The organism is Patulibacter brassicae (assembly GCF_033949425.1).
GTDB classification, from domain to species: domain Bacteria; phylum Actinomycetota; class Thermoleophilia; order Solirubrobacterales; family Solirubrobacteraceae; genus Patulibacter; species Patulibacter brassicae.
In genome coordinates this window covers 1,066,205-1,091,787 of sequence record NZ_JAXAVX010000001.1, presented here as the reverse complement: position 1 = coordinate 1,091,787, position 25,583 = coordinate 1,066,205, and the positions used below count along the sequence as shown (strand labels likewise).

Below are 25,583 nucleotides of genomic sequence, written 5' to 3'. Positions count from 1 at the left end.
CGGCCGCCCGCGCGCTGCCACCGGCCGCCGCGCCGACGAAGGAGGGCGCGGGGGCGCCGGTGGGGGCACGGGCCACGGTGGCCGGGCGGGGCGCGGGCTCCGGCCCCGCGGAGGAGCCCGCCACGACCCCGGCGCCGATCGCGGCGGTCGCGGCGACGCCGGCCACCGCCAGGCCGACCTCGGTCGCCGCGCCCGAGACGCCGGGCAGCAGGCCCGTGACCCGCTCCGCCACGAGCTCGGCGACGCGCCCCCGTCCACCCGCGGGCGTGCCGCCGGCGCGTCCGGCCCACGGCAGCAGGGCGAGGAGCCACGCCGGGACGAGCGCGAGCGGACCACCGCGGGCGCGGCGCAGCCGGGCCCGGCAGCTCGGGCAGCGGCGCACGTGCGGCCGCAGCAGGCGGAGGTCGTCGCCGCTCGCCTCCCCGGCGGCCAGCCGCTCGATCCGCGGGCCCGCCGCCGCGCAGGCCTCGCCGCCGACGAGGCCGCGGAAGCTCTTGCGCAGCCGCGCGCGGCCCTCCGCGACGTTCCGGTTGACCTTCGTGCGCGTCCACCCGAGCTGGTCGGCGATCTCCTCGTAGCTCAGGCCCTGCGCCTGGAGCCACAGCGCCTGGCGCTCGGCGGGCTTCAGCCCGAGCAGCGCCTCGCGGGCGATGGCGAGCTCCTCGTCCCGCGCGGCGCGATCCTCCGGGCCGTCGCCGTCGCTCGCGACGCCCGGGCCGTCGAGGTCGAGCTCGACGACGTGCCGGACGCGGCGGTCGCGCACGCGCAGCGCCTCGTTGCGGGCCACGGTCCGCAGCCACCCGCCGACGGTCACGGGGTCCACGCGCTCGTGACGGTGGAGGAACCGCTCCGCGGCCGCCTGGACGGCGTCGTGCGCGTCGTCCTCGCAGATCGACCAGCGGCGGGCCTCCCGCAGCATCATCGGCAGGTGGCGGTCCAGCGCGGCGCCGGGATCGAAGGACGCCCCGTGCGCGCGGCCGCGGCGGGGCGGGCGCCGGCGACGGCCGGGCTCGGGCACGGGGCCGTCGGGGCCCGGTGACTCCGGGTCCGGGGGCCTCGGCTCCTCGCTGGCGGGGGACGACATCGACGGGTGGCGCAGCACGACGGATCAGGGGGAGGACCCCCGGGCCTGCGCCGGTTCTCCCCCCGAGTGTCACGGACCGGTGCCGAGCGCGCCAGTCGGGGGCATCGCCGGCCGCCCGGACGCCCCGTCCGTCCGGGGCGACCCGTACCGTCACGGACGTCCGGATCGCCGGACCGCGCCATGGACCTCGTCTTCATCTCGCCCCACGACGCCATCCGCGTCATCGCCGAGTCGATCGGCCGCGAGGCCCGCCGGCAGCTCGTCGGCGAGGTCGTCCGCGCGTGGGTCGACGAGATCCCGGAGCCGGAGCTCGTGGGCCAGTACGCCCGGACGCTCGCCGACCTCGACGACCACGACCTCTCGATGCTCGCCGCCTGGCACGCATCGCTGGAGGTCGGCCAGCCGCTGGCGAACCGCGACTTCCTCGTCCGCGTGTTCCCCAGCCTCGGCGAGAACCGGCGCGAGGCGCTGAAGATCGCCGCGGGCTTCCGCGGCGAGGACGCGTTCGAGGCCGGCGTCGCCGAGGAGCAGGCGCTGCGCGTCGTGCTGCCGTACCTCTCGGACGAGCGCGCGACGGAGATCGCCCAAGAGGCGATCGAGCTGTACTGCTGGGACCGCCTCGGTTCCGAGAACTAGTCCCGCCGGCGCTCCCGGGACCGCCGCGGCTCCGAGCGCTCGTCCCGGCGCCGAGGACGGGTCCGACGGCCGATCAGCCGACCTTGCGCAGGACGTCGTAGCGCCCGACGCCCTCGCGCCCCGCGAGGCGCCAGCGGAAGAACGCCGTGTCCAGGCGCAGGCGGCCGAGCTCCATCGTCGTGCCGGCCACGGCCTCGCCGGTCGCCGTCCAGACGGGGCCCTCGTCGCTCTCCCACAGCTCGACGGTCGCGAGCGTGTGGCGGCCCTCCGCGTCCGTCGTGGTGGAGATCCGCGGCTCGGGCGCCTCGACGGCGCGCAACGCCGGCGCGTCGTCCTCGGCGGGCGGCCCGGCGCCGTTCTCGCGCTCGGCGGGGCGCTCGGGCCGCGCGACGGCCGCCCACGCCACCTCGTCGGCGTGGGACGCCGCACCGGCCGGGCGCAGCGCGCTGAGGGCGAAGCTCACCGCGCCGTCGAACCAGCCGGTGATGGTCCGGGCCAGCTCGATCTCGCTCCAGTCCGGCGCGCCCCACTGGTGGCCGCGCTGGCCGACGCCGTCGATCGCGATCCGCCGGTCGCCGAGCCGGATCGTGCCCCGCACGCGGCACGGCTGCTCGTAGCCCTCCATCCCCCCGAGCCGGGCCGCGGGATGGTCCGCGGCGAGGCGCAGCGGCGGGCCGACCGCCTCGAGCTCGAGGTCGATCGTGCCCTCGTCGCCGGCGGCGGAGACCGTCCAGCGCCGGTGCGGCTCGACCACCGCGTGGTCGATGCCGGCCGTCGACAGGTCCTCGTAGGACTCGGGGTCCGGGCCGACCGGGATCCCGCCCTCGGCGATCGTCAGCGCGGGGGCCCCGCCGGCGAAGAGCAGCACGAGCCCCGACGCCGCGCCGCCGGCCACGCCGATCCGGACGGTCCCGTGGACCCCCGCGGCGGGATCGGCGAACGCGCACGTCACCGCGTCGCTGAAGGTCGGGTCGTCGGCGGTGCGCGGGCGCTCGAGCTCCGGGTCCAGGGCCATGCGGGCGATTCTCGCGGATCGCGGGCGCGACGCGTCCGCGACCGCGGCAGGACCGGCGGGCGCGGGCTCGTGTGCGACACTCGACCCATGGCCACCGTCGAGGACGTGGAGTCCGCGCTCGCCAACGTGATCGACCCGGAGCTGGGCCTCGACTTCGTCGAACTCGGGCTGATCTACGGCATCTCGATCGAGGAGGGGCACGCCCACGTGACCTACACCCTCACGACGCCCGGCTGCCCGATCGGGCCGCAGGTCGAGGCGCAGATCGAGGAGTTCGTGGGCGAGCTCGAGGGGATCACCGGCGTGAGCTCCGAGGTCACCTTCGTCCCGCCGTGGTCGCCGGACAAGATGAGCGAGGACGCGAAGTTCGCCCTCGGGTTCTGAGTCCGGCCTCGCCATCTCGCGGTCCCCTGCTCCCGTCCCCGACGACGTCGCGGCGGCGCCCGGGCGCACCTTCCGCCTCCGTCGCGGGTTCCGGGAGAGGACGATGACTCGCCGCCGCACCGCCCTCCTGCCGCTCGCGGTCGTCGCGATCGCCGCCTGGCCCACGGCCGCCGGCGCCGCGACGCCCTCCGCGTTGCGCGATCCCGCCGTCAGCGCGCCCACCGGGCGGCTGCTCGTGACGGTGCGCGGGACCGACGGCGGCTCGGCGCGCGCGCTCGAGCGGCGCCTCGGCGACGTCGCCCGACGCGCCGGCAGCCGCGCGGGACTGCGCCTGGCCACCCCGCGCGCGGCCTCGAGCGCCGCGCCGCGCACCGCGCCCGTCACGGTCGGCGCCGACCAGCGCGGCACGACCGCGACGATCGCGATCCCCGCCCCGGCCGACGGACGGCAGGCCCTGACGACCGCCCTGCGCAGCGATCCGCGCGTGGTCCAGGTCGTCGCCGAGCACCGCGCCGGCCTGCGGGCCCTGCCCAACGACCCGGTCCTCACCCAGCAGGACCCGGGCGCCCCGGCGGGCGTCACCGCCGGATGGTGGGTCCAGAAGCTGAACCTCCCCGCCGCGTGGGACGTCGTCAACGGCGACGGCATCAAGATCGCGGTGATCGACCAGGGCGTCGACACGAGCCACCCCCAGCTGCAGCCGATCGTCGCCGCGCAGGCCTCGACGGGCACGATCACCGGGACGATCGGCTCCGACGAGGTCGGGCACGGCACCCACGTTGCCTCCCTCGCCTGCTCGGCGTTCAACGACGCGGCGGGCACCGTCGGCGCGGGCGGGCGCTGTCGGCTCATCACGGTGAAGAGCGATCTCTACGACTCGAGCGTCGCCCAGGCGATCGACCGCGCTCGCGAGCTCGGCGCGGACGCGATCGTCATGAGCTTCGGCGTCGACGACGAGGCCACCGCCCCGATCGCGATCCGCGAGGCGCTGCAGCGCGCGGCCGAGGACGGCATCGTCGCCGTCGCCGCGGCCGCCGACCGTCCCGTCGTCGAGCAGGGGTACCCCGCGAACGTCCTGCAGCCCAGCGGCACCGGTGCCGACCTGAACGCCGGGACCGGGCTGACCGTGACGGCGGCGCAGGCCGACGGCACGCGCGCCGCGTTCGCGGGCCGTGGCAGCCAGATCAGCGTCGCGGCCTACGGCACGTACGTCGCCGACGGGGCGCCCGGCGGGCTGCTCGGCGCGTTCCCGGCGACGAGGACGGCGTTCGAGCAGACGAGCGTCAACCCCGACGGCACGGTGAACCGCGCCTGCGGCTGCCGGGTGGCGTTCGGTGGCGACACGCGCTACGCCCACCTGCAGGGCACGTCGATGGCCACGCCGATCGTCGCCGGCGTCGCCGGCCTCGTGCGCGCGGCCAACCCCGATCTCGACGCCGCCGCGGTCGCCCGCGTCGTGAAGGAGACGGCGACCCGGGCGGGCGGCTACAGCGAGGAGCTCGGCTGGGGCATCGTGAACGCCGGCAAGGCGGTCGATACCGCCCGGCGGATCGACCTGCGCGCGCCGCGCGCGACCTTCCGCACCCGCTCCCGCACGACCACCGAGCGGCGCCTGCGCCTGCAGTGGACCGCCACGGACAAGGCGACGAAGCCGCTGGTCGCCTCCGGGGTGGACCGCGTCGAGGTCTACCGCCAGGTCGGCAAGCGGTTCAAGCGGATCGGCGTCGCCAAGCGCGGCCGGCTGACGGTCACGGTGCCGCGCGGCCGCAGCCGCTACGCCCTCCGCGCGATCGACGAGGCCGGCAACCGCGCCGCCCGTCCGACGCGCGCGACGCTCACCCTGCGACGCCGCTGAGCGCCGCCCGGGTCGCCACCCCGGTCAGGACGCCGAGCGCGAGGCACGGCGCCGGGGTGCCGGCTCGGCCTCCTCGGCGAGCGCCGCGAGCTCGTCGATCGCGGCCCGCAGGCGGTCCGCCAGCAGCTCGAGGTCCGGCAGCGCGTCGTGGTCGCCGACGAGCCCGAAGTTGATCGCGCCGTCGTAGGAGAGGATCGCGATCGCCAGGGCGTGGTCCTTCGGCAGGAACGCGACGGGGAACGCGCGCTCCATCCGGCGGCCGTGGAAGTAGAGCGGGAACTGCGGCCCCGGGATGTTCGTCACGAGGACGTTGAAGAGCCGCGTGGAGAACGTCAGCCGCGAGGCCTGGGCGAGCACGGTCGGGGGCGCGAAGTTCTGGACGTTGGAGATCGTCTCGGCCCCGAGGGCCTGCTTGCTCTCCTTCAGGCCCTCCATCGACCGCCGGATGACCTCCAGGCGCTGCCGCGGATCGTCGACGTAGACGGGCAGGGGGCCGCGCATCGCGGTCAGGCGGTTGCCGAGCTGCCCGCGCTCGTCCTCCGTGCGCACGGAGACCGGCACGAGCGCCCGCAGCTCCAGGCCCTCCGTCCGCACGCCCCGCTCGTGCAGCCAGTCGCGCAGCGCGCTCGTGACGACGGCGAGCACGACGTCGTTCACCGTGCCGCCGAAGGCGCCCTTGATCCGCCGGAACGTCGCGAGGTCCGACTCGACCGCCCGGTAGCGCCGGTGCGGGCCGATCGGGACGTTCAGCGGCGTGTCGGGCGCCGGGTTCATGAGCGCCCACGCCATCTCGCCGACGCCCTCGCCGATCTCGCGCACGCGGTCGACCGCGGCGCGGGGACGGCCGACCGCCTCGACGGCGCGGGTGAGGCCCTTCACGCCCGCCCGGGCCGCGCCGACCATCCCCTCGACCAGCAGCTCGGCGGGGGTGGGCACGGGCCGTGCCTGCCACGCCTGGTCCGGATGCGGGACCTCCATCGGCTCCGGCCCGAGATCCAGCAGCGCGGTGGCGATGTCGATGCCGCTGATGCCGTCGATCAAGGCGTGGTGGGTCTTGGAGATCATCGCCCAGCGGTCGTTGCGGATCCCCTCGACGACCCACAGCTCCCAGAGCGGCTTGGACCGGTCGAGCCGCTGGCTGAAGATGAGGGCGGTGGCCTCGCGCAGCTGGCTGCGGCTGCCCGGCGTCGGCAGCGCCGTGCGCCGGACGTGATACTCGAGGTTGAACGCGGGGTCGTCGATCCAGACCGGGTTGCCGCTCTGCAGCGGCGGGCGGGCGAGCCGCTGGCGGTAGCGCGGCAGCAGGTGCAGGCGCGAGCGGATCTGGTCGAGGACCTCCTCCTGCGGCGGCGCGGGCCCCTCGAAGACCGTGACCCCGCCGATGTGCATGTGCGCCGCGGGGCCCTCCTGGTGCAGGAAGCCGGCGTCGACCGCCGTCAGGCGGTCCGAGGTCCTCGCCATGCCGTGCTCCTCCCGTCGTCGCGTCACCGGACGCCGCCGGCGGGGGCGGGGGCGTCCCGCCGGGGCGCCGCAAGCGTACCCCGGCCCGCGCCGTCCCGCGAGGGCCGTGCGCCCGTCGCGCGTGCGCGGGCCGGTCGCGCCGGCGGGGCGCACGGTCTACCGTGGTCGGCATGGCGGTCCCGTCGCGTCGCGTCCCGTCGCGCCTGCGGCTCGCGACGGTGGTCGCGGGCCTCCTGGCGCTGCTCGGCGCGGTCGCGGCGATCGCGATGGCCGGGGGCGGGGGAGACGACGCCCTGCCCGTCCCGCCCACGGCGGCGGTTCTCGAGCGCGAGGCCGCCGCCGCCCGTCGACCGGACCCGGCGGTGCCCGAGGCGCGGACCCGGCGCTTCGACGCCGCGGCGGCGCTGCGGCTCGTCCGCGACCAGGTCGCCGAGGGGCAGCGCCCGAGCGGCTCGGAGCGCCTGGCCCGGGTCCGCGCCCGCCTCGTCCGGCGGCTGCCGCTCGGGCGCACCGAGCCCGTGGCCGGGCACCCCGGCCTCCGCAACGTCGTCGGCCGGATGCCGGCCCGCGGCAGCGGGCGCGGGCGACCCGCGATCGTCCTCGCCGCCCACTACGACACGCAGCTCGCGCCCCGGGGGTTCGTCGGGGCCAACGACTCGGCGGCCGGCACCGCGGTCGTCGTGGAGGCGGCGCGCGCGCTCCTGGCCGCCGACCGGCGGGAGCGCCGCCGCGCGGCCCGCGACGGCGAGCCGGCGCCGTCCCGGCGCGAGGTCCGCTTCGTCCTCCTGGACGGCGAGGAGCTGCCGCCGGGCGGCTCCGAGGCGCGGTTCGAGCAGGACGGGCTGCGCGGATCGACGGCCTACGCCGCGGCCCACGCCGGGCAGCTCGGCGCCGTGGCCGTCGTCGACTACGTGGCCGGGCGCGGCCTGCGCCTGCCGCGCGAGGGCCAGTCCGACCCGGCGCTCTGGCGCCGGGTGCGCGCCGCCGCCGCCCGCGTCGGCGTCGCGCGGGCGTTCCCCGACGCGACCGGGCCGACGATCATCGACGACCACGTCCCGTTCCTGCGGCGCGGCGTCCCGGCGGTCGACCTCATCGACTGGTCCTACCCCTACAAGCAGGGCCTCGACGACCGCCTGCGCCGGCTCTCGGAGCGGGCGATCGACGCCACCGGCGAGACGATGGTCGACTGGCTGATCGCCGAGCGCCGGCGCTAGCGGGGCGCCGCGGGGCGCCCGGGCGTCCGGGACGCCGGCGCCGGGACTCGACGGAACGCCGACCTCGTGAGTCGGAGATTGGCTCGCCCCGCCGGGCGGCAGTCCGTACCATGGACGTGTGAGCACGCTCGCCACCCCGGAGACCGTCCTGCTGGCGAAGCCGCGGGGCTACTGCGCCGGCGTCGACCGCGCGGTGCAGACCGTCGAGCAGGCGCTCGAGCTCTACGGGCCCCCGGTCTACGTCCGCAAGGAGATCGTCCACAACAAGCACGTGGTCGAGACGCTGCGCGCCCGCGGCGCGATCTTCGTGGACGAGCTGACGGAGGAGATCCCGGAGGGCGCGATCACGATCTTCAGCGCCCACGGCGTCAGCCCGGCCGTCCACGCCGACGCCGAGCAGCGGGGCCTGCGGACGATCGACGCGACCTGTCCCCTCGTGACGAAGGTCCACCGCGAGGCGGTGAAGTTCGCGGAGGAGGGCTACCGGATGATCCTCATCGGGCACGCCGGGCACGAGGAGGTCGAGGGCACGATGGGCGAGGCCCCCGACCACATCACGCTCGTGGAGACCGTGGCCGACGTCGACCGGCTCGAGATCGACCCCGGCGTCGAGAAGCTCGCCTACATCTCCCAGACCACGCTCTCCGTCGACGAGACGCGCGAGATCATCGACCGGCTGCGCGAGCGCTTCCCGCACATCACGGGCCCGCGCAAGGACGACATCTGCTACGCGACGACGAACCGCCAGATGGCGGTGAAGCAGCTCGCCGCCCAGTGCGACCTCGTGCTCGTCATCGGCTCGCGCAACTCGTCCAACTCCCTGCGGCTCGTCGACGTCACGCGGGAGCTCGGCACCGACTCCTACCTCATCGACAACGCCCGCGAGGTCCAGGAGGAGTGGCTCGTCGGGCGGCGGACGATCGGCATCACCTCCGGCGCCTCGGCGCCGGACGAGCTCGTCGAGGAGCTCGTCGACCTCTTCCGCGTCCGCGGGACGACCGACGTGCGGGAGCTCGAGGTGGTCCGCGAGGACGTCCGGTTCATGCTGCCCAAGGCGATCCGCGTCGCCCGCGCCGAGACCGTCGGCGCCTGACCCGCCGACGCGCTTGCGCCCGGCCGACGCGGCGGCGACGCCCGAGGGGGTCCTCGAGCCCGGCCGCGCGACGCTCGTCCTGTCCGACCTGCACCTCGGCGCGGCGCGCGGCGACGACGTCCTGCGCCGTCCGGGAGCGGCGCGCGAGCGCCTCGTCGCGGCGATCGGCGGCGTCGACCGCCTCGTCCTCGCCGGCGACCTGCTCGAGCTGCGCCACGGCCCCGCGCCGCTGATCCTCGACCGGGCGCGCGACGCGCTCGGCGCGCTCGGCGCCGCCCTGCGCCCGGACGGCGAGATCGTCGTCCTGGCCGGCAACCACGACCACCGGCTCCTCCGGCCCTGGCTCCACGCGCGGCGCCTCGCGGGAACGCCGCTGCCGATCGCGACGCTCGCCGAGCCGCACGAGGTCTCGCCGCTCGCCGGCGCGGTCGCCGACGCGCTCCGGGCCGGTCGGGACGGGGGCGGACCGCGCGTCCGCTGCGCCTATCCCGGGGTGTGGGTCGCGCCGCCGACGGACAGCCGGGGCGGCGTTTACGTCACCCACGGGCACTACCAGGACGTCGTCTGGCGGATGCCGACCGTCGAGCGGCTCGTCGCCGCGGTGGTCGCCCGGGCGCAGGGGGTCCCGCCGGGCGAGGCGCGGACGCCGGAGGAGTTCGAGCGGCTGCTCGCGCCGGGCTACGGGTGGCTCGACGGGATGGCAGAGTACGCGCGGACCGCGACGGCGAGCGCGTCGCAGCGGACCTCCAGCGGCGTGTGGGAGACGCTGAACCACGGGCGGGGCGCCCGCGCTCGAGCCCTGCGCGTCGCGGTGCCCGCCACCGTCCGCGCGCTCGCGCGGGCCGGCCTCGGCGACCTCGAGCACCGGATCGATCCGGACACGCTGCGGATCGGCGGGCTGCGCGGGATGGCGCGGATGATCGATGCGCTCGGGGTGCGCGCGGACCACGTCGTCGTCGGGCACCTGCACCGCGCCGGGCCCCTGGCGGGCGACGCCGCCTGGGAGTGGCGGACCGAGCACGGCGGCCGGCTGTGGAACAGCGGCTGCTGGGTCCACAACGGCGTGCCGCTGAGCGGCGAGGGCCCCGGATCGCCCTACTGGCCCGGACGGGCCGTGCGGATCGACGCCGATGGACGTCCCGAGCTGCTGGGCCTGCTCGACGCGCTGGACGACCCGTGGGCGGGCCAGGACGAGCGGCCGGCGCACGCCCCGGCGGGCTGAGGAGCCCCGCGCAGCCCGGACGGCCGGTGCTCGGCTGGGCCGCGCCGGCGAGGCGACCCGCGGATCGCGCGTCAGGCGGCGGGCGGCGCGAGGCCGGGCGCGAAGCTCACCTCGTGCACCGTGGTGCCGGGCGCGGCCTCGAGCTCGAGCGTGCCGCGGACCGCGTGGGGGTGCGCCAGCAGGAGGTGCGCCCCGGGTGCGTCGACGACGACGGTCTCGCCGTTGACGATCACGGCGCCGGGCTCGCCCTCGGGCGGCTCGACGACGGCCCAGACCTCGCCACCGACGTACTCGCCGGACCAGGCGCCCGGCTGGTCGGGCGTCGGCATGACGATCAGGGCGTCGTCGTCGTCGACCGGGCGCAGCGGGGCCAGGGGCTCCTCGTCGCGTCCGAGGAGCTCGAGGATCGCCAGCTCGGTCTCGCGGAACCCGCCCTCGCCGTGCTGGTAGTCCACGAGCCAGCTCTCGCCGTCGAAGAGGTAGCGCGACGGCCAGCCCGGCGCCTCGTACTCCTTGAAGTACGCCGCGTCGTCGTCGACGAGGACCGGGAACGTCACGCCGAGGCGCGCGCAGGCGGCCTCGACGGCCTCGCGGCCCCGCGAGAGGTCCGTGGCCGGCGTGTGGACGCCGACGACCCGCAGGCCGTGCTCGGCGTAGCGGTCGTGCCAGGCCTGCAGGTGCGCGAGGTCGCGGATCGACGCCGGCCGGCAGAAGTCCCAGAACTCGACGAGGACGGGACGTCCGCGCTGCTGGTCGAAGCGCAGCATCGCGACGTTCACCCACCGCGCGGGGCGGGGGAACGGCGGGGCGGGGATCGCTCGCTCGGGCGCGCGCATCGGGCGAGCCACGGTACCGCCGCCGAAGACCCGGTGCGGCGCGGCCGTCGCACCGCGCGACGCCGGGCGGGTGGGCGCGCCTACCATCCGGGCGATGCTGCGCCGGTCACCGTCCGCGCGTCGATCGCGGCTCGTCCCGCCGGTCGTGGCCCTCCTCGCCGTCGGCGCGTCGACGCTCGCGGTCCCGGCCGCGGCCGACGCCCACGGCCTCGCCGGCGGCCGGGAGCTCCCGATCCCGGAGTGGCTGTTCGCGTGGGCGGCGGCGATCGTCCTCGTCGTCTCCTTCGTCGGCCTGACGGTGCTGTGGCACCGCCCGCGGCTCGCCGTGCTCGCCGAGGGCCGGGTCCTGCGAGTGCCCGTCGGCGCGCAGGCGGCCGGGCGCGTCGCGCTCGGCGCGATCGGCGTCGGCCTGTACGGGCTCACGATCTGGGCCGGGCTCAGCGGGATCGACAACCCGCAGTCGAACCTCGCGCCGACGATGGTCTACGTCGGCTTCTGGGTCGGCCTCCCGGTGCTGTCGCTCGTCGTCGGCGACGTCTGGCGCGCCCTGAGCCCGTGGCGGGCGATCGCCGACGCCGGGGGCTGGATCGCCCGGCGGGCCGGCGGCCCCGACGCCCTGCCCGCGCCGCTGCGCTACCCGGAGCGGGTCGGCGCGTGGCCGGCCGCCGCGGTGCTGCTCGTCTTCGCGTGGCTCGAGCTCGCGGCGGGCAACCGCGACGACCCCCAGCTGCTCGGCGTGCTGGCGCTGCTCTACGGCGCGGCGATGCTCGTGGGCTGCGGGCTCTACGGGACGACGTTCCTGGACCGGGCCGACGGCTTCGGGCGCTACTTCGCCCTCGCGGCGACCCTCGCCCCGGTGCACTGGGAGCGCGGCCGGGTGCGCCTGCGCGTCCCGGGCAGCGGCCTGGCGACGATCGAGCCGAGCCCGGGCCTCGCGGCCGTCGTGCTGACGCTCATCGGCACGACGACCTTCGACGGCATCTCCAACGGCGAGCTCTGGTCCTCCGACGGGGCCCTCGGCACGACGCTGGAGGACCTCTTCGGCGACCTCGGGCTCGGCGCCTCGAGCGCCGCGACCGCCGCGGCGACCGTCGGGATCCTCCTCGCCGTCGGGCTCGTGACGCTCTTCGTGCGCCTCGGGGTCGCGGGCGTGCGCAGCGTCGACCGCGAGCGGCTGCGCGACGTCGACCTGCTCGGGCGCTTCGCCCCGACGCTCGCCCCGATCGCCATCGGCTACGCCGTCGCGCACTACGTGTCGCTGCTGCTCATCCAGGGGCAGGCGCTCGGGTTCCTGCTGTCGGACCCGCGGGGCGACGGCTCGAACCTCTTCGGCACGGCCGGCTGGGGCGTCGACTACGGGATCATCTCCCCCGAGGCGACCTGGTACCTGCAGGTCGCCGCGCTCGTCGGCGGCCACGTCGCCGGCCTCGTCGCCGCGCACGACCTGGCCCTGCGGACGTTCCGCGGACCGCGCGCGGCCGTGCGCTCCCAGTACTGGATGCTCGCCGTGATGGTGGCGTTCACGTCGCTCGGGCTATGGTTGCTGTCGTGACGCCCCTCGCGCACGCCGGCCACTGGTACCACGTCCTCCTGTACCTGGCGCCCGTCCTGTTCGTCGCCGGCGGCCTCTGGTACGCCGGCCGGCGCATGCCGGACGAGGACGCGCTCGAGGACGACGGCGACGAGCTGCTCGACGGCACCTCGCGCTCCTGATCGGCGCGCGTCGACGGCGCTCCGGCGCGGGCGTTCGACCCCGCTCGGCCGTTTGTCCAGCGGGGCTCCCGGGAAGTGTCCGAGGCGCCGATAGCCTTCACGACACGACGGTCCGACGAGCGCTCGGTGGCGTTGCGCACAGGTCGCGCAACCTCCCGCCGACTCCGGGGTTCACCGGGGTGAGCGCGCCGAGGTCCGGCGCCCGCGAACCAGCCCAGCCCCATGCGCACCTGCGACACCCCCGAGCTCCACGTGCTCCTCGACTCGGTCGCCGACACGCACGAGATCGTCGTGCGACGGACGGACGAGGACGACGTCCTTCGCGCGGCCTGGATGGCGGCGCGCGACGACGTCCGCGACGCCTGGACGGCCTGGTCCCGGCAGCCGAGCGACGAGCGGTGGGCGGTGTACGTCGCGGCTCGCGATCGCGAGGACGCCGCCGTCGCCGTGATCGGCGCCCAGCTCGCCTGACCGCGGCCGCCGGCGGGTCAGCGGCCGGTGGTCGCCGCGTTCGACGACGCTCGCGCCTGGAGCACCCGCACGTCGTGCAGCAGGTCGTCGTCGGTGAGCTTGTCCGCCGGGAACGCCACCTGCTGGCGGCCCTGCGCGTCGAGCAGCACGACGTAGGCGTTGTGCTCGAACCCGTCGCCCTGCGGGCGGATGCCGTACGCGCGCCAGACGGGGTGCAGCTCCTCGCGCGAGCCGAGCAGGAACCGCATCCGGTCCCCGAGGCGCATCTTGTTGAGGAACCGCTGCGCCGAGCTGGGCGTGTCGCCCTCGGGATCGACGCTGATGGCGATCGACGGCACCGGCTCGTCGAGGCGGTCCAGCGCGCCGGCGATCTGGCGCGCCATCACCGGGCAGGTGTCCTCGCAGGTGCTGTAGAGGAACGTCAGGATCACCGGCCGCCCGCGCAGCTGCGCGAGCGTCGTGGCGCGACCACGCTGGTCCGGGAGGCGGAAGGCCGGGGAGGGGTGGCCGCCGCGGGACGCGCCGGCGAAGGGCGAGCTCGCGCTGATGACGCCGTCCGCGAGCTCCTGCCGATCCGCGGCGGGTCGCGCCAGGGCGAGGACCGCGGTCACGCCGAGGGCGATCAGGCAGGTGACGACGAGACCGAAGAGAACGCGGGGATGCACCGAGGAGCGAGAGTACGGCAGGATCGAGGTCGCCGCCCGTCCCGCGCCCGGTCGCCGGGTCCGTCGTGAGCGGATCGGCGCCGGGGATCTCCGAGGAGCCTGCGCGCACCCATTGCTACATTTTGTAAAGCGTCTATTCCGATGGATCTTCAGGTGATGGCATGACCCCCTCCGGTGCGGAGTTCGTCCGCCAGGTCAAGAGCGCGGTCGACGAGGTCGACCCCACGCAGGTCCACGAGGTCCTCTGGGACCCGGACGTCGCGATCATCGACGTCCGCGAGAGCGACGAGGTCGCCGCGGGCAAGCTGCCGGGCGCCGTCCACGTCCCGCGCGGCTTCCTCGAGTCGCGGATCGACGGGGCCGTCGGCGACCGCGCCAAGCGCGTCGTCCTCTACTGCGCCTCGGGCAACCGGTCGGCGCTCGCCGCGCGCACGCTGAAGGAGGATCTCGGCTACGAGCGCGTCGAGTCGATGACCGGCGGCTACACGCTGTGGAAGGACCGCGGCTACGAGGTCGACGTCCCGCGCAGCCTCACCGCCGAGCAGCGCGAGCGCTACAGCCGCCACATCCTCATCAACGAGGTCGGCATCGACGGGCAGCTGAAGCTCATCGACTCGAAGGTCCTGCTGATCGGCGCCGGCGCGCTCGGCTCGCCGAACGCGCTGTACCTCGCCGCCGCCGGCGTCGGCACCCTCGGGATCGTCGACGACGACGTCGTCGACCTCTCGAACCTCCAGCGCCAGGTCGTCCACGGCACGGCGACCATCGGCGTGCCGAAGGTCGAGTCGGCCGCGCAGCGGATCAACGACCTGAACCCCGAGGTCACGGTCGTCCAGCACCAGCAGCGGCTCGAGGCCGACACGGTGCTGGAGCTCTTCCGCCAGTACGACGTGATCGTCGACGGCACGGACAACTTCCCGACGCGCTACCTCATCAACGATGCCGCGGTCCGCCTCGGCAAGCCCGTCGTGAGCGCGGCGATCCTCGGCTTCGAGGCGCAGCTGTCGGTGTTCGACACCGCGCACGACGGCCCGTGCTATCGCTGCCTCTTCCCGACGCCGCCCCCCGCCGAGCTGGCGCCGTCGTGCGGCGCCAACGGCGTCCTCGGCGTCCTGCCGGGCACCGCGGGCCTGCTCCAGGCCACCGAGGTCATCAAGCTCATCATCGAGCAGGGCGACTCGCTGCGCGGCCGCCTCCTGATGTACGACGCCCTCGCGGCCGAGATGCGCGAGGTGAAGGTCCGCCGCGATCCGGAGTGCCCCGTCTGCTCGCGGGACCCCGCGTCGATCTCCGACGAGGAGATGGGCGTGTTCCCGGACTACGAGGCCTTCTGCGCCGCCGCCGGCTGAGCCGCGGCCGACCCGTCTACGATCAGGAACCCATGGCCACGATCCGCATCCCCCCGGTGCTCCGCCCCGCCGTCGGCGGCGAGCGTCAGGTGTCCGCCGACGGCGCGACGGTCCGCGAGGTGCTCGACGCCCTCGTGTCCGCGCACGGGGAGCTGCAGGCGCAGCTCTTCGGCGCCGACGGCGACCTGAACCGGTTCGTCAACGTCTACCTCAACGACGAGGACGTCCGCGTGCTCGACGGCCTCGACACGGGCGTCGGCGAGCGCGACGAGCTCGTCATCCTGCCGGCGATGGCCGGCGGCCGCTAGCGCCCTCGCCCGCGGGTCCGGTCGCTCGGCGGCCGGACGTCGCCGGGCGGTCGGCCGCAGCGACCGGTTCCGCCGCCGGTCGGGGGCGGTGTCGCGCGTACGTGCGAGCCAGCGGCCCGGGGGCGCTCGGCGCCCGCGCGGCCGAGCGGGAGGTCCGCCTGCGAAGCGCGCTGGCCCGCGCGCTCGCGGTCCGCGCGGAGCGGCTCGGCGCGCCGGCCTCCGTCGCGGCGGCCGCCGACGGCATGGCGGCCACGATCCTCGCGCTGTCCGCGGGCCTCGCGCAGAAGCACGCCGCCGATCCCGACGGGTTCCCGGCCGAGCTCTTCGGGGACGCGATCGCGCTGCTCTACCGCGGGCTCGTCGCGCGAGTGCTCGACGCGCCGCCCGCCTGAGGCGCGCGCCGACGCGCCCGCGACACCGGATCGGCACCGAACCGGTGCGGTGCGACGGTCACGCGCGGCCCGCGATCGGGCACCATCGGTCGGGATGTCGACCACGATGACCGAGACGGCCCCGGCGCTCGAGGACGAGGCGCTCGCCCGCCTGCGGGCGCTGACGGGCGATCCGCGGGCGACCTTCCGCGAGCACCAGCTCGACGCGATCCGCGACCTCGTCGAGGACCGCGCGCGGGTGCTCTGCGTCCAGCGCACCGGGTGGGGGAAGAGCGCCGTGTACTTCGTCGCCACGGCGCTCCTGCGCGCCCGCGGCGCCGGCCCGACGCTCATCGTCTCGCCGCTGCTGGCGCTCATGCGCAACCAGCTCCAGGCCGCCGAGGCGATGGGCCTGCGGGCCCACACGGTGAACTCGACGAACCAGGCCGAGTGGGCGACGATCGAGGGCCTCATCGAGCAGGACGCCGTCGACCTGCTCCTCATCGGCCCGGAGCGGCTGAACGCCGACCGCTTCCGGGAGCGCCTGCTGCCCGTGGTCGCCGGGCGGACCGGCCTGCTCGTGATCGACGAGGCGCACTGCGTCTCGGACTGGGGCCACGACTTCCGGCCCGACTACCGCCGGATCGGGGACGTCCTCGCCGGGCTGCCGCAGCAGGCGGCCGTCCTCGGCACGACCGCCACCGCGAACGATCGCGTGGTCGCCGACGTCACGGAGCAGCTCACCGCCCCGCGAGCGGGCGCGGGACCGGACGAGGCGGCACCGGTGCTGCGCACGTACCGCGGCTCGCTCGCCCGCCGGTCGCTGCGGCTGGAGGTCGTCGAGCTCGCGCATCCGGCCGAGCGCCTGGCGTGGCTCGTCGAGCACCTCCGCGCGGATCCGGCGACGGGGGAGGCGCCGTTGCCCGGGTCGGGGATCGTCTACGCGCTGACCGTGTCCGACGCCGAGCAGGTCGCCGGGTTCCTCGCCGAGCACGGCATCGCGGCGGCGGCCTACACCGGTCAGCAGGACAGCGAGGCGCGGATCGCGCTGGAGGAGCGCCTGCGCCGCGACGAGGTGAAGGTCGTGGTGGCCACGAGCGCCCTGGGCATGGGCTACGACAAGCCGGACCTCGGGTTCATCGTCCACTACCAGGCCCCCGGATCGGTCGTGGCCTACTACCAGCAGGTCGGTCGCGCCGGCCGCGGCGTGGACCACGCGGAGGTCGTCCTTCTGCGCGGTCGCGAGGACCGCCGGATCCAGGACTTCTTCATCAGCCAGGCGTTCCCCACGGCCGAGCGCGTGGCCGAGGTGCGCGCCGCGCTCGACGAGGCGGGGGAGGCGGGCCTCACGAGCCGCGAGCTGCAGTCGCGCGTGAACCTCGGCCTCACGCGGCTCGAGGCGATGCTGAAGATCCTCGACGTCGAGGGCGCCGTGCGGCGCGCCGGCGGCCGCTGGATCGCCGTCCCCGAGAGCGACTGGCGCTACGACGCGGACCGCTACGCGCACGTCACCGAGCTCCGGCGCGAGGAGCAGCGCGCGATGGCGGCGTTCGGCAGCGACGGGCGCTGCCTCATGCGCACGCTCCAGGAGCAGCTCGACGATCCCGATCCGCAGGACTGCGGGCGCTGCGCGGTCTGCGCCGGTCCCCGGCACCAGCCGCTGGAGGGCGACGCCCACGTCGCGCTCGTGCGCGAGGCGCAGCAGCACCTCCGCTCCCGGCCCGTCGACTTCGACCCGAAGCGGATGGCGCCGGACGCGACCAGCGGCGCGCTGCGCAAGATCCCGCAGGACGTGCGGGTGGAGCCGGGGCGGGCGCTCGCCCGCCGCGGCGACGCGGGCTGGGACGATCAGGCGCGGCGCGAGCTCGGCGCCGGCCGGGTCTCGGACGAGACGGTCGACGCGCTGGCCGCGCTCGTCCGCGACTGGCGCGTCCCGGTGCAGTGGGTCGCCGCGGTGCCCTCCCGGCGCGGCGAGCCGGACGTCGTCCAGGACCTCGGCGAGCGCCTGGCCGCGCGGCTCGAGCTGCCCTGGGCGCCGGTGGTCGTCCGTCGCGAGGACCGTCCGCCGCAGGCGGCGCAGCACGGCGCCGCCCAGCAGGCGGCGAACGTCCGCGGGGCGTTCGCCGTCGAGGGGACGGTGCCGCCGGGCCGCGCCCTGCTCGTCGACGACGTGCGGCAGAGCGGATGGACGCTGGCGATGGTGGGGGGCCAGCTGCGCCGGCGCGGTGCCGACGCGGTCTTCCCCGTCGTCCTGTCCACGAGCTGAGCCGCCGCCCGACCCGCGCTCGGTCGCCGCGACCGAGCGCGGGTCGGCAGGACGGGGCGTCCCTCGCGCCGGCTGGACGTTCGTCCGGTTCAGGTGCGGCTCGCCCCGACCGATGCGCTGAGCGACGACCGCGACCACCGCTCCGGCGGCGGTCGCGCCCCGGCCCCCAGGATCCACGTGCGCACGACCCCCGCCACCCCACGACGACGACTGCTCTCCGCGGTCGCCACCACCGCTGCGGCGGTCGCGACCGGGGCCGTCGGCCTCTCGGCCGGCAGCGCCGCGGCGAGCGGCGGTCCCGAGGCCCAGGCGCAGCCGCGGCTCTCGGGCGGGACGTGCGCGCGGGGCTGGACCGGCCCGAAGAGCTACACCGCCAAGCAGCAGCTGCTCGCGCGGCGGCCCGACGGCGGCGTCCCCAACGGCGTGGCCAGCGAGCCGGCGTTCTCGCGCGACAGCCGCGCGAACCGCTACGTCGCCTACACCTCGACGGCCACCGACATCGCCGTCCCGGTGACCCCGGGGCGCCGGAACGTCTTCGTCGCGGTCCGGACCGGGCGGGTCTCGAAGAACGCGAACCACTGGACGCTCGGCCGCTCGGACCTCGTGTCGGTCGCACCCGGCGGGGTGGCCGCCGACGGCGACTCGTGGGGCGCCTCGATCTCGGGCTGGAGCGGTGGTCGCGACCAGGCGCGGGGCGCGCGCCTGCTGGCGTTCCTCTCGACCGCGACGAACCTCACCGCCGACGGCAACCCCGGGGGCACCGGGGCCTTCATCCGCAAGGTCGGCGGCGGGGGGATCGCCCGGATCGCCGCCCCCGGGGCGGCGACCGGCGTGGCCGTCTCGGGCGACTCGAAGTACGTCTACGTCTCGACCGATCTCGGGCTCTTCCTCTGGCACGCCGGGAAGGTCCGGCGGCTGCTCACCGGCGGCGGGATCTCGTCCCCGTCGACGACCTTCAACGGGGCACAGGCCGCCTACGAGCGCGACGGCGTCGTCTGGACCATCCGCCGGGCGGGGGGACGCCGGCGGATCACCGAGGGCCACCACCCGCAGACCGACGGTGGCGACATGTCCACCGGCCGCCGGCGAGGCCTCGTCCGCTCGATCACGTTCACCCGCGCCGGCGGCGCGTACCGGGCCGAGACCGCGAAGGCGAAGATCCGGGTCAAGCGCTTCGGCAACACGCAGGCGGCGCCGGCGTCGAACGCGGGCGGCAGCGCGATCGCCTTCGGCAACGGAGTGCACGCCTGCCTCGAGGTGGAGCTCATCGACGAGACGCGCCGCCGCGGCGGCTACAGCATCCCCCAGGGGCAGTGCCCCGAGGGCCAGGGCACGGTCACCGACGTGTCGGTGAGCACCCGCTACAACTACCTCGCCTTCAGCTGCAGCGGCGGCGCGCTCTTCCTCCAGTACGTCGGCCCGAAGTAGCCCCGGCCCCAGCGCGGCGACGGGGACCGCCGAGCGGCGGCGCGCCCCGTTCCCGCCCGTGCGTCGAGGCCGGCGGGCCCGCGCCACCGCGTAGCTACACTTCCTGAAGTCATGGCGCTCCCTCCGCTCGAGAACCGCCCCTGCGCGGGCCGCTACGGCGACATCGTCCAGTCGATCGGCAACACGCCGCTCGTCGAGCTCAAGCGCATCTCGCCGAAGCCCGGCGTCCGGATCTGGGCGAAGCTCGAGTCCGCCAACCCGACGGGCTCGGTGAAGGACCGCGTCGCGAAGGCGCTGATCGAGGACGCCGAGGCCCGCGGCACGATCGGCCCGGACTCGATCATCCTCGAGCCGACGTCGGGCAACACCGGGATCGCGCTGGCGATGATCGCCAAGCGCAAGGGCTACCGGCTGAAGGTCGTCATGCCCGACAACGTCACGAAGGAGCGCACCGACCTCCTCCGGATGTACGGGGCGGAGATCGTGTACTCGCCGGGCGACCAGGGCTCCAACGGCGCCGTCGCCCTCGCGGAGCAGATGGCCCGCGAGGACCCGACGTACGTCATGCCCTACCAGTACGGCAACCCGGCGAACCCGGGCGCGCACTACAACGGCACGGCGCTGGAGATCCTCGAGGAGCTCGACGGCCAGGTCGACGCGTTCGTCGCCGGCCTCGGCACCGGCGGGACCCTCATGGGCAACGGCCGCCGGTTCAAGGAGGAGCTCGGCGACCGCGTGAAGATCGTCGCGGCGGAGCCGATGCAGGGCGAGCCGGTCCAGGGCCTGCGCTCGCTCGACGACGGCTTCATCCCGCCGATCATCGACCTGTCGCTGCTCGATCGGAAGATCTTCGTCACGAACGAGGACGCGATCCTCTGGACGCGCAAGCTCCTCGACGAGGAAGGCCTCTTCGTCGGCGTCAGCTCCGGCGCGATCGCCCGCGTCGCCGTCCGCATCGCGAACGAGATGGACGAGGGCAACATCGTCTTCATCGTCTGCGACGACGGCTGGAAGTACCTCTCCTCCGGCATCTACACGAAGCCGATCGAGGAGATCGAGAACCTCGATTCGACCGTCTGGTGGTGAGCGTATGGGCCCGATCGGCGTCCCCGAGCTCCTGATCATCCTCGTCGTGGCGCTGCTCGTCCTCGGACCGAAGCGCCTCCCCGAGGTCGGCAAGTCCCTGGGCCGAGGCCTGCGCGAGTTCAAGGACGGCGTGTCCGCGGCGGACCCGTTCGCCGAGGACGAGCCGCAGCGGCGCGTCGCCGAGACGGCGTCCGCGCCGCCGCCCCGCCCCGCCGGCGAGTCGGCGCCCGCGTCGTCCGCCGACGAGCGGTCCTGACGGGTGCGGATCCCCGCCGACCTGCTCGCGCAGGTCGTCGACCACGCCCTGCGCGACGCCCCCGACGAGTGCTGCGGCGTCCTGGCGCTGCGCAACGGCGAGGCCGTCGCCGTCCACGAGCTGGAGAACGTCCGCCGGGGACCGAAGAAGCTCGGCTTCGAGGTCGACGGCCCGAAGCTCGCGCGGCTCCTCGACGAGATCGAGGACGCCGGCGACGAGCTCGGCGTGATCTACCACTCGCACACCGTCTCGGCGCCCTACCCGTCGCAGACCGACGTGAACTTCGCGGCGGGGTGGCCCGGCGTGGAGTGGCTCATCATCGGCACGAAGGGCGCCGCCTCCGCGGAGCAGGCCGAGGTGCGCAGCTACCTCATCGACGGCGCGACCGTCACCGAGGTCCCCGTCGAGACCGTCGCCTGACCGGCCCCGCGGCAGGCACCGGGGCGCTCGAGGGCGAGCGGCGCGCCACGGCCCGTCGGGACTCGCCGCGCGCTCAGCCCGCCGTGACGGCCTCGCCCGTCAGCGTCCAGCCCGCGGCGGCCTCGCGCCGGCGCCAATAGGCGGCGAAGCGCCCACCCGCCGCCAGCAGCTCGGCGTGGGTGCCGCGCTCGACCACCGCGCCCCCGTCGACGAAGAGGATCTCGTCCGCGTCGGCGATCGTTCCCAGGCGGTGGGCGACGACGATGGTGGCGCGCTCCGCGGCGCCGGCCTGCAGCGCCGCGACGAGCGCGCGCTCGGTCAGCGCGTCGACGGCGGACGTCGCCTCGTCGAGCAGGAGCAGCGGCGCCCGCTTCAGGAGCGCGCGGGCGATGCTCACCCGCTGGCGCTCGCCGCCCGACAGGAGCGCGCCGGCCTCGCCGACGCGGGTGCGCCAGCCGTCCGGCAGCCGCGCGACGACGTCGTCGAGCTGGGCGGCGGAGCCGGCCGCGCGGACCTCGTCGTCACCGGCGTCGGGACGCGCGAGGCGGATGTTCTCCAGCAGGGGGAGGTCGAGCAGGTAGACGTCCTGGAGGACGGCTCCGATCCGGGCGCTCAGCGCGCCGAGCGGCAGCTCGCGCGCCGGGATCCCGTCGTGCAGCACGGTGCCGGCGCTCGGGTCCGCGAGCCGGGCCGCGACCGCCAGGAGCGTGCTCTTGCCCGACCCCGAGGGACCGACGACGGCGACCGTCCGCCCGCGCTCGGCGACGAGGTCGACGCCCCGCAGCACCGGCGGGCCACCCGGATAGGCGAAGTCGACGCCGCGCAGCTCGAGCGTCGGCGCCCCCGGGACGGGGTCCGGGACGACGTCGGAGACGGGCTCGGGGAGCGGGGGCGTGGCGAGCAGGCGGCCGATCCGCTGGAGGGAGCCGCGGGTGACCTCGAGCGTCGCGCTGAGCCCGGCGGCGGTGAAGAACGGCTCGAGGAAGCGGACGGCGACGACGACGAGCGCGACGACCTCGGCGCCGCTGAGCGTCCCGTCGCGCGACAGGGCCACCGCGACGACCGTGAGCCCGGCCAGGGCGGCCTGCCCCGCGAGCGCGAAGAGCAGCGTGCCGGGCAGCGCCAGGCGCAGGAGGCGCAGGCTGGCCCGCCGCTGGGCGGCGAGGGCGCGGCCGAGCGGGGCGTCCGCGTCGACCGGCCGGCCCGACGCGCGAAGCACGCGCTGGGCCTGCGCGAACTCGACGATCCGCTCGCCGACCTCGATCGACGCGGCGTCGTAGGACGCCTCGGCTTGGCGCAGCAGGGCGCCCGAGGCCATCATCGCGAGCCCCAGGGCGACGAGGCTCGCGAGCGCGGCGAGCCCGAGCCACGCCGAGACGACCGCGAGGCCCAGACCGATGAGGAGGGTCGCCACGAGGCTCGCCAGCAACGGGGCGATGACGTACGCGAACGCGCCGCAGAGCTCCTGGCCCGAGGCGGTCAGCGCCCGCTGGGTGGCCGACGCCACCGACGGCGAGACGTCGGGGATGGCGAGCCGCTCGAAGCGCTGCAGGACGCGCTGCTCGACCACGCGCAGGAGCGTGAAGCCGATCGCGAAGCTCGCCCGCGCGTACCGGACGTCGACCACCCAGCTCACGGGGACGAGGAGCGCGAGCAGGGCGATCCACGGCCACGCGCCGGCGGGATCGTCGGAGAGCAGCTCCCGAAGCAGCGGGAAGAGCGTCAGGACGGTCGCGGCGCGGACGACCGCGCTCGCGGCCAGCAGCAGCCGGAACCGGGCGAGCAGCGCGCGGTCGTCGACGAAGCCCAGCAACGTCCCGATCATGCCGGCGTCCTCGCGTCCAGACGGGCGGGGACGTGGCTCGCGGACCATGCCTCCCACATCGCGTGGTAGCGGCCGCGCGCGCCCAGGAGCTCGGCGTGGGTGCCCTGCTCGGCGATCGAGCCCCGCTCGAGCACGACGATCCGATCGGCGTGGACGATCGTCGGGAGCCGGTGGGCGATGGCCAGCACGGTGCGCTCCGCCGCGAGCGCGGTGATCGCCTGCTGCACGAGGTGCTCGGACTCGGGATCCGCGAACGCGGTCGCCTCGTCCAGCACGAGCACCGGTGGGTCGGCGAGCAGCGTGCGCGCGACGGCGAGCCGCTGCAGCTCGCCGCCCGAGAGCCAGGTCTCCTCGCCGAGCACCGCGTCGTAGCCGCGGGGGTCGCGGACGATCCGCTCATGGATCTGGGCGGAGCGCGCCGCACGCTCGATCTCCGCTGCCGTCGCCTCGGGCCGCGCGAGGGCGATGTTGTCGCGGAGGCTCGCCCGGACCGGTGCGCCGCCCTGCAGGACGAAGCCGACGCGGCGGTGCAGCTCGGCGGGCGCGAGCGACCGGAGGTCGTCGCCGTCGATCGTGATCCGGCCGGCGTCGACGTCGTAGAAGCGCGCCAGCAACGAGGCGAGGGTGGACTTGCCCGCGCCGCTGGAGCCGACGATCGCGGTCAGCGTGCCGGGCTCGAGCGCCAGGTCGAGGTCGCGCACGATCGGGCGGTCCGCGCGGTACCCGAACGTCACCCCCTCGAACCGGACGCGGCCCCGAGGGGCCGGCGCGGACGACGTGGGTGCGGCGTCGGCGCCGTCGGGGACCGGGAGCTCTCGCTCCTCGAGCAGCAGGCCGATCCGGCCGGCGGCCTTCTGGCTCTCGTAGAGCGCGACGATGCCGTACGAGATCGCCAGCAGCTGGCTCCCGAACGTCACGCCGACGAAGAGGAAGACGACGAGCTCGTGCGGCGCCATCCAGCCGGCGATGACGAAGGCCCCGCCGACGCCCGCGATGAGGAGCATCGACGTCGTCGGCCGGGTCACGAGGTCCTGGCGCGCCTTCGGCTCCGTGAGCGGTCCCTGCCACTGGTCGAAGAACCGCATGCGGTCGGCGAGCAGCCGCCGGAACCGGCTGTCGGGACCGACGTCGTAGATCCGCACGACCGCGGCGCCGTCGGTCAGCGCGACCGCCTCCGCCCCGACGCGCTCGCGGAACCGCTCGAAGACGGGGCGCCCGTCGCCGGCCACCGCGAGCACCCGCAGGATCAGCACGTAGAGGAGCAGGAGCGGCACGAGGAGCACCCCGGCGAGACCGGGGTGCACGACGAAGAGGTACGCGAGCACGGCGACCGGGGCGACGACCGCCGCCACGGCGTCGAGCACCGCGTGCGTGACGAGGTAGTGCAGCTGGGCGGCGTCGTCCTGGACGACCTTGCGGACGATCCCGGAGCTGCGGTCGTCGAACCACCCCAGCGGCAGCCGCCCGAGGTGCCCGACGAGCCGGCGGCGGATCCGGTCGCCGAGCTCCGCGTCGAGCAGGTGCAGCGCCGCGACGAGCGCGATCGACAGCAGGCTCCCGGCGGCCATGAGCGCGGCGGCGGTCCAGGCGAGGCCTCCGAGGTCGCCGGTCTCCCCGGCCAGCACCCGCCGGCAGACCTCGGCCAGCACGACGTACGGCGCGATCTGCAGCAGCGTGACGAGCGCCTGCGCGACGCCGGCGAGGAGCAGCAGCGGGCGGATCGGCGCGAGGAGCCGCCGGCCGGCCGTCGCCGCCCATCCGGACGCGCGCTTGTCCACCGCCATCGAGCCCGCGGGCGCGGCGATGTCGGCGCCCGCGTCGGGCTCGATCGTCATCGGGGCCGCCGCGGGCGGGGGCCCCGCCGGCGCTTCGGCCCCGCGGCGGGCCCCCTTGCCCACGGCCCAATACGCCTGCGACTTCACGGACCCGCGCGGGAAGCCCCACTGCTTCAGGCGCTCGCGCACGGCGCGGACCGCGCCCCGCTCGCAGGTCACCCAGGCGAACCATCCGTCGTAGTCGCGCTCGGCGAGCGCGTCGGCGAGCGCCGCCGCCTCGCCGGTCCGCGGCACCCAGGTCAGACGACGCCGGGGGTGGGCGGCGATCGGGATCTCGCGGTCGTCGGCGTGGGCGTGCTCGAGGTAGACGTCGACCGGCACGTCCTTCGGCAGCGCCTCGAGGATGCCGTTGATGCCCGGGATCCCGGACGCGTCGCCGACGAGGAGGTAGCCGGCCGCGGGCGGGTCGGGCGGGCTGAACTCCTGGAGGCCGAAGCGCGTGGCGACGATGCGCGACCCCACGGTCGCGCGGCGTGCCCACGTGGATGCGGGGCCGGCCGGCTCGTGCAGCACGAACTCCAGCGTGAGCCGCTCGGCCTCCGGGTCGCTCTCCACGACGGTGTACGCCCGCTGGTGCTCGCGTCCGGGGTCGGCCTCGTCGGGGACCCAGAGCCGGATCCACGACGCGGCCGAGAACTCGACCGGCACGGCCCCGTCGTAGAAGCCCGGCGCGTGGAACGCGATCCGCCGGAAGTGCGGCGTCACGTCGGTGACGGAGAGGACCTCGAGCTCCCACTCGCCGGCGCCCGACATCGACATCAACGCCCCGCTCCACCCGCGCGCCACTCGG

At 75.9% G+C, this 25,583-nt stretch carries 24 protein-coding genes; 17 read left to right on the top strand and 7 right to left on the bottom strand.

Annotated features, from left to right (window positions below; translation table 11 throughout):
• Nucleotides 1–1,018 (bottom strand): RNA polymerase sigma factor (locus SK069_RS05005; RefSeq protein WP_319953084.1); only part of this gene is annotated, 1,018 nt, incomplete at its 3' end.
• A 246-nt stretch (nucleotides 1,019–1,264) separates the two neighbouring features.
• On the opposite strand from SK069_RS05005, the gene SK069_RS05000 reads away from it, so the two are divergent.
• Complete coding sequence (locus SK069_RS05000; protein ID WP_319953083.1) at nucleotides 1,265–1,720, top strand: hypothetical protein; 456 nt, start codon at nucleotides 1,265–1,267, stop codon at nucleotides 1,718–1,720.
• 73 nt (nucleotides 1,721–1,793) lie between these two features.
• Here SK069_RS05000 and SK069_RS04995 read toward each other — a convergent pair whose 3' ends face one another.
• Nucleotides 1,794–2,735, bottom strand: a complete 942-nt coding sequence (locus tag SK069_RS04995) for a hypothetical protein (RefSeq protein WP_319953082.1) — start codon at nucleotides 2,733–2,735, stop codon at nucleotides 1,794–1,796.
• 87 nt (nucleotides 2,736–2,822) lie between these two features.
• On the opposite strand from SK069_RS04995, the gene SK069_RS04990 reads away from it, so the two are divergent.
• Nucleotides 2,823–3,119, top strand: a complete 297-nt coding sequence (locus tag SK069_RS04990; RefSeq protein ID WP_319953081.1) for a metal-sulfur cluster assembly factor — start codon at nucleotides 2,823–2,825, stop codon at nucleotides 3,117–3,119.
• A gap of 103 nt (nucleotides 3,120–3,222) precedes the next feature.
• Nucleotides 3,223–4,974: a S8 family peptidase gene (locus SK069_RS04985; RefSeq protein WP_319953080.1), complete on the top strand. Its 1,752-nt coding sequence runs from the start codon at nucleotides 3,223–3,225 to the stop codon at nucleotides 4,972–4,974.
• Between the two features lie 24 nt (nucleotides 4,975–4,998).
• Here SK069_RS04985 and SK069_RS04980 read toward each other — a convergent pair whose 3' ends face one another.
• Nucleotides 4,999–6,435, bottom strand: coding sequence for a WS/DGAT/MGAT family O-acyltransferase (locus SK069_RS04980; protein WP_319953079.1), 1,437 nt, complete (start codon nucleotides 6,433–6,435; stop codon nucleotides 4,999–5,001).
• Between the two features lie 170 nt (nucleotides 6,436–6,605).
• On the opposite strand from SK069_RS04980, the gene SK069_RS04975 reads away from it, so the two are divergent.
• The 3 genes from SK069_RS04975 (at nucleotide 6,606) to SK069_RS04965 (ending at nucleotide 9,964) form a co-directional block, all read left to right on the top strand.
• Entirely contained in the window at nucleotides 6,606–7,649 is a 1,044-nt protein-coding gene (locus SK069_RS04975) for a M28 family metallopeptidase (protein ID WP_319953078.1), read from the top strand.
• Nucleotides 7,650–7,767: 118 nt separating this feature from the next.
• Entirely contained in the window at nucleotides 7,768–8,742 is a 975-nt protein-coding gene (locus SK069_RS04970) for a 4-hydroxy-3-methylbut-2-enyl diphosphate reductase (protein ID WP_319953077.1), read from the top strand.
• A gap of 13 nt (nucleotides 8,743–8,755) precedes the next feature.
• Nucleotides 8,756–9,964, top strand: coding sequence for a metallophosphoesterase family protein (locus SK069_RS04965; RefSeq protein WP_319953076.1), 1,209 nt, complete (start codon nucleotides 8,756–8,758; stop codon nucleotides 9,962–9,964).
• 71 nt (nucleotides 9,965–10,035) lie between these two features.
• On the opposite strand, the gene SK069_RS04960 is transcribed toward SK069_RS04965, so the two are convergent.
• Nucleotides 10,036–10,800: a redoxin domain-containing protein gene (locus tag SK069_RS04960; RefSeq protein WP_319953075.1), complete on the bottom strand. Its 765-nt coding sequence runs from the start codon at nucleotides 10,798–10,800 to the stop codon at nucleotides 10,036–10,038.
• A 94-nt stretch (nucleotides 10,801–10,894) separates the two neighbouring features.
• On the opposite strand from SK069_RS04960, the gene SK069_RS04955 reads away from it, so the two are divergent.
• The 3 genes from SK069_RS04955 (at nucleotide 10,895) to SK069_RS04945 (ending at nucleotide 12,984) form a co-directional block, all read left to right on the top strand.
• Nucleotides 10,895–12,352 carry a fenitrothion hydrolase gene (locus SK069_RS04955; RefSeq protein ID WP_319953074.1) on the top strand — a complete coding sequence of 486 codons (1,458 nt, stop codon included), beginning with the start codon at nucleotides 10,895–10,897 and terminating at the stop codon, nucleotides 12,350–12,352.
• Nucleotides 12,349–12,513 (top strand): hypothetical protein, encoded by a 165-nt coding sequence (locus SK069_RS04950; protein ID WP_319953073.1) that lies wholly within the window; start codon nucleotides 12,349–12,351, stop codon nucleotides 12,511–12,513. The genes SK069_RS04955 and SK069_RS04950 overlap by 4 nt, the downstream gene beginning before the upstream one ends.
• Before the next feature lie 222 nt (nucleotides 12,514–12,735).
• A complete protein-coding gene (locus SK069_RS04945; RefSeq protein WP_319953072.1) occupies nucleotides 12,736–12,984 on the top strand; it encodes a hypothetical protein in 249 nt (82 codons plus the stop codon).
• A 17-nt stretch (nucleotides 12,985–13,001) separates the two neighbouring features.
• Here SK069_RS04945 and SK069_RS04940 read toward each other — a convergent pair whose 3' ends face one another.
• Nucleotides 13,002–13,649 carry an SCO family protein gene (locus tag SK069_RS04940; protein ID WP_319953071.1) on the bottom strand — a complete coding sequence of 216 codons (648 nt, stop codon included), beginning with the start codon at nucleotides 13,647–13,649 and terminating at the stop codon, nucleotides 13,002–13,004.
• A gap of 161 nt (nucleotides 13,650–13,810) precedes the next feature.
• Between SK069_RS04940 and moeB the strand changes: the two genes are divergently transcribed.
• The 8 genes from moeB (at nucleotide 13,811) to SK069_RS04900 (ending at nucleotide 21,133) form a co-directional block, all read left to right on the top strand.
• A complete protein-coding gene (moeB, locus tag SK069_RS04935; protein ID WP_319953070.1) occupies nucleotides 13,811–14,998 on the top strand; it encodes a molybdopterin-synthase adenylyltransferase MoeB in 1,188 nt (395 codons plus the stop codon).
• Between the two features lie 32 nt (nucleotides 14,999–15,030).
• Nucleotides 15,031–15,306, top strand: a complete 276-nt coding sequence (locus SK069_RS04930) for a ubiquitin-like small modifier protein 1 (RefSeq protein WP_319953069.1) — start codon at nucleotides 15,031–15,033, stop codon at nucleotides 15,304–15,306.
• Between the two features lie 101 nt (nucleotides 15,307–15,407).
• Nucleotides 15,408–15,698: a hypothetical protein gene (locus tag SK069_RS04925; RefSeq protein ID WP_319953068.1), complete on the top strand. Its 291-nt coding sequence runs from the start codon at nucleotides 15,408–15,410 to the stop codon at nucleotides 15,696–15,698.
• Between the two features lie 94 nt (nucleotides 15,699–15,792).
• Nucleotides 15,793–17,943 (top strand): RecQ family ATP-dependent DNA helicase, encoded by a 2,151-nt coding sequence (locus SK069_RS04920; RefSeq protein ID WP_319953067.1) that lies wholly within the window; start codon nucleotides 15,793–15,795, stop codon nucleotides 17,941–17,943.
• 177 nt (nucleotides 17,944–18,120) lie between these two features.
• Complete coding sequence (locus tag SK069_RS04915) at nucleotides 18,121–19,371, top strand: hypothetical protein (protein ID WP_319953066.1); 1,251 nt, start codon at nucleotides 18,121–18,123, stop codon at nucleotides 19,369–19,371.
• Nucleotides 19,372–19,482: 111 nt separating this feature from the next.
• Nucleotides 19,483–20,457: a PLP-dependent cysteine synthase family protein gene (locus SK069_RS04910; protein ID WP_319953065.1), complete on the top strand. Its 975-nt coding sequence runs from the start codon at nucleotides 19,483–19,485 to the stop codon at nucleotides 20,455–20,457.
• A 4-nt stretch (nucleotides 20,458–20,461) separates the two neighbouring features.
• Complete coding sequence (gene tatA, locus SK069_RS04905; protein ID WP_319953064.1) at nucleotides 20,462–20,713, top strand: twin-arginine translocase TatA/TatE family subunit; 252 nt, start codon at nucleotides 20,462–20,464, stop codon at nucleotides 20,711–20,713.
• Nucleotides 20,714–20,716: 3 nt separating this feature from the next.
• The gene (locus SK069_RS04900) at nucleotides 20,717–21,133 is read left to right on the top strand and encodes a M67 family metallopeptidase (protein WP_319953063.1); all 417 of its coding nucleotides are present in this window, start codon (nucleotides 20,717–20,719) and stop codon (nucleotides 21,131–21,133) included.
• Nucleotides 21,134–21,206: 73 nt separating this feature from the next.
• On the opposite strand, the gene SK069_RS04895 is transcribed toward SK069_RS04900, so the two are convergent.
• Nucleotides 21,207–22,958: an ABC transporter ATP-binding protein gene (locus SK069_RS04895; protein ID WP_319953062.1), complete on the bottom strand. Its 1,752-nt coding sequence runs from the start codon at nucleotides 22,956–22,958 to the stop codon at nucleotides 21,207–21,209.
• Nucleotides 22,955–25,552: an ABC transporter ATP-binding protein/permease gene (locus SK069_RS04890; RefSeq protein WP_319953061.1), complete on the bottom strand. Its 2,598-nt coding sequence runs from the start codon at nucleotides 25,550–25,552 to the stop codon at nucleotides 22,955–22,957. Before SK069_RS04890 ends, SK069_RS04895 begins: the two co-directional genes overlap by 4 nt.
• Nucleotides 25,553–25,583 lie beyond the last annotated feature (31 nt).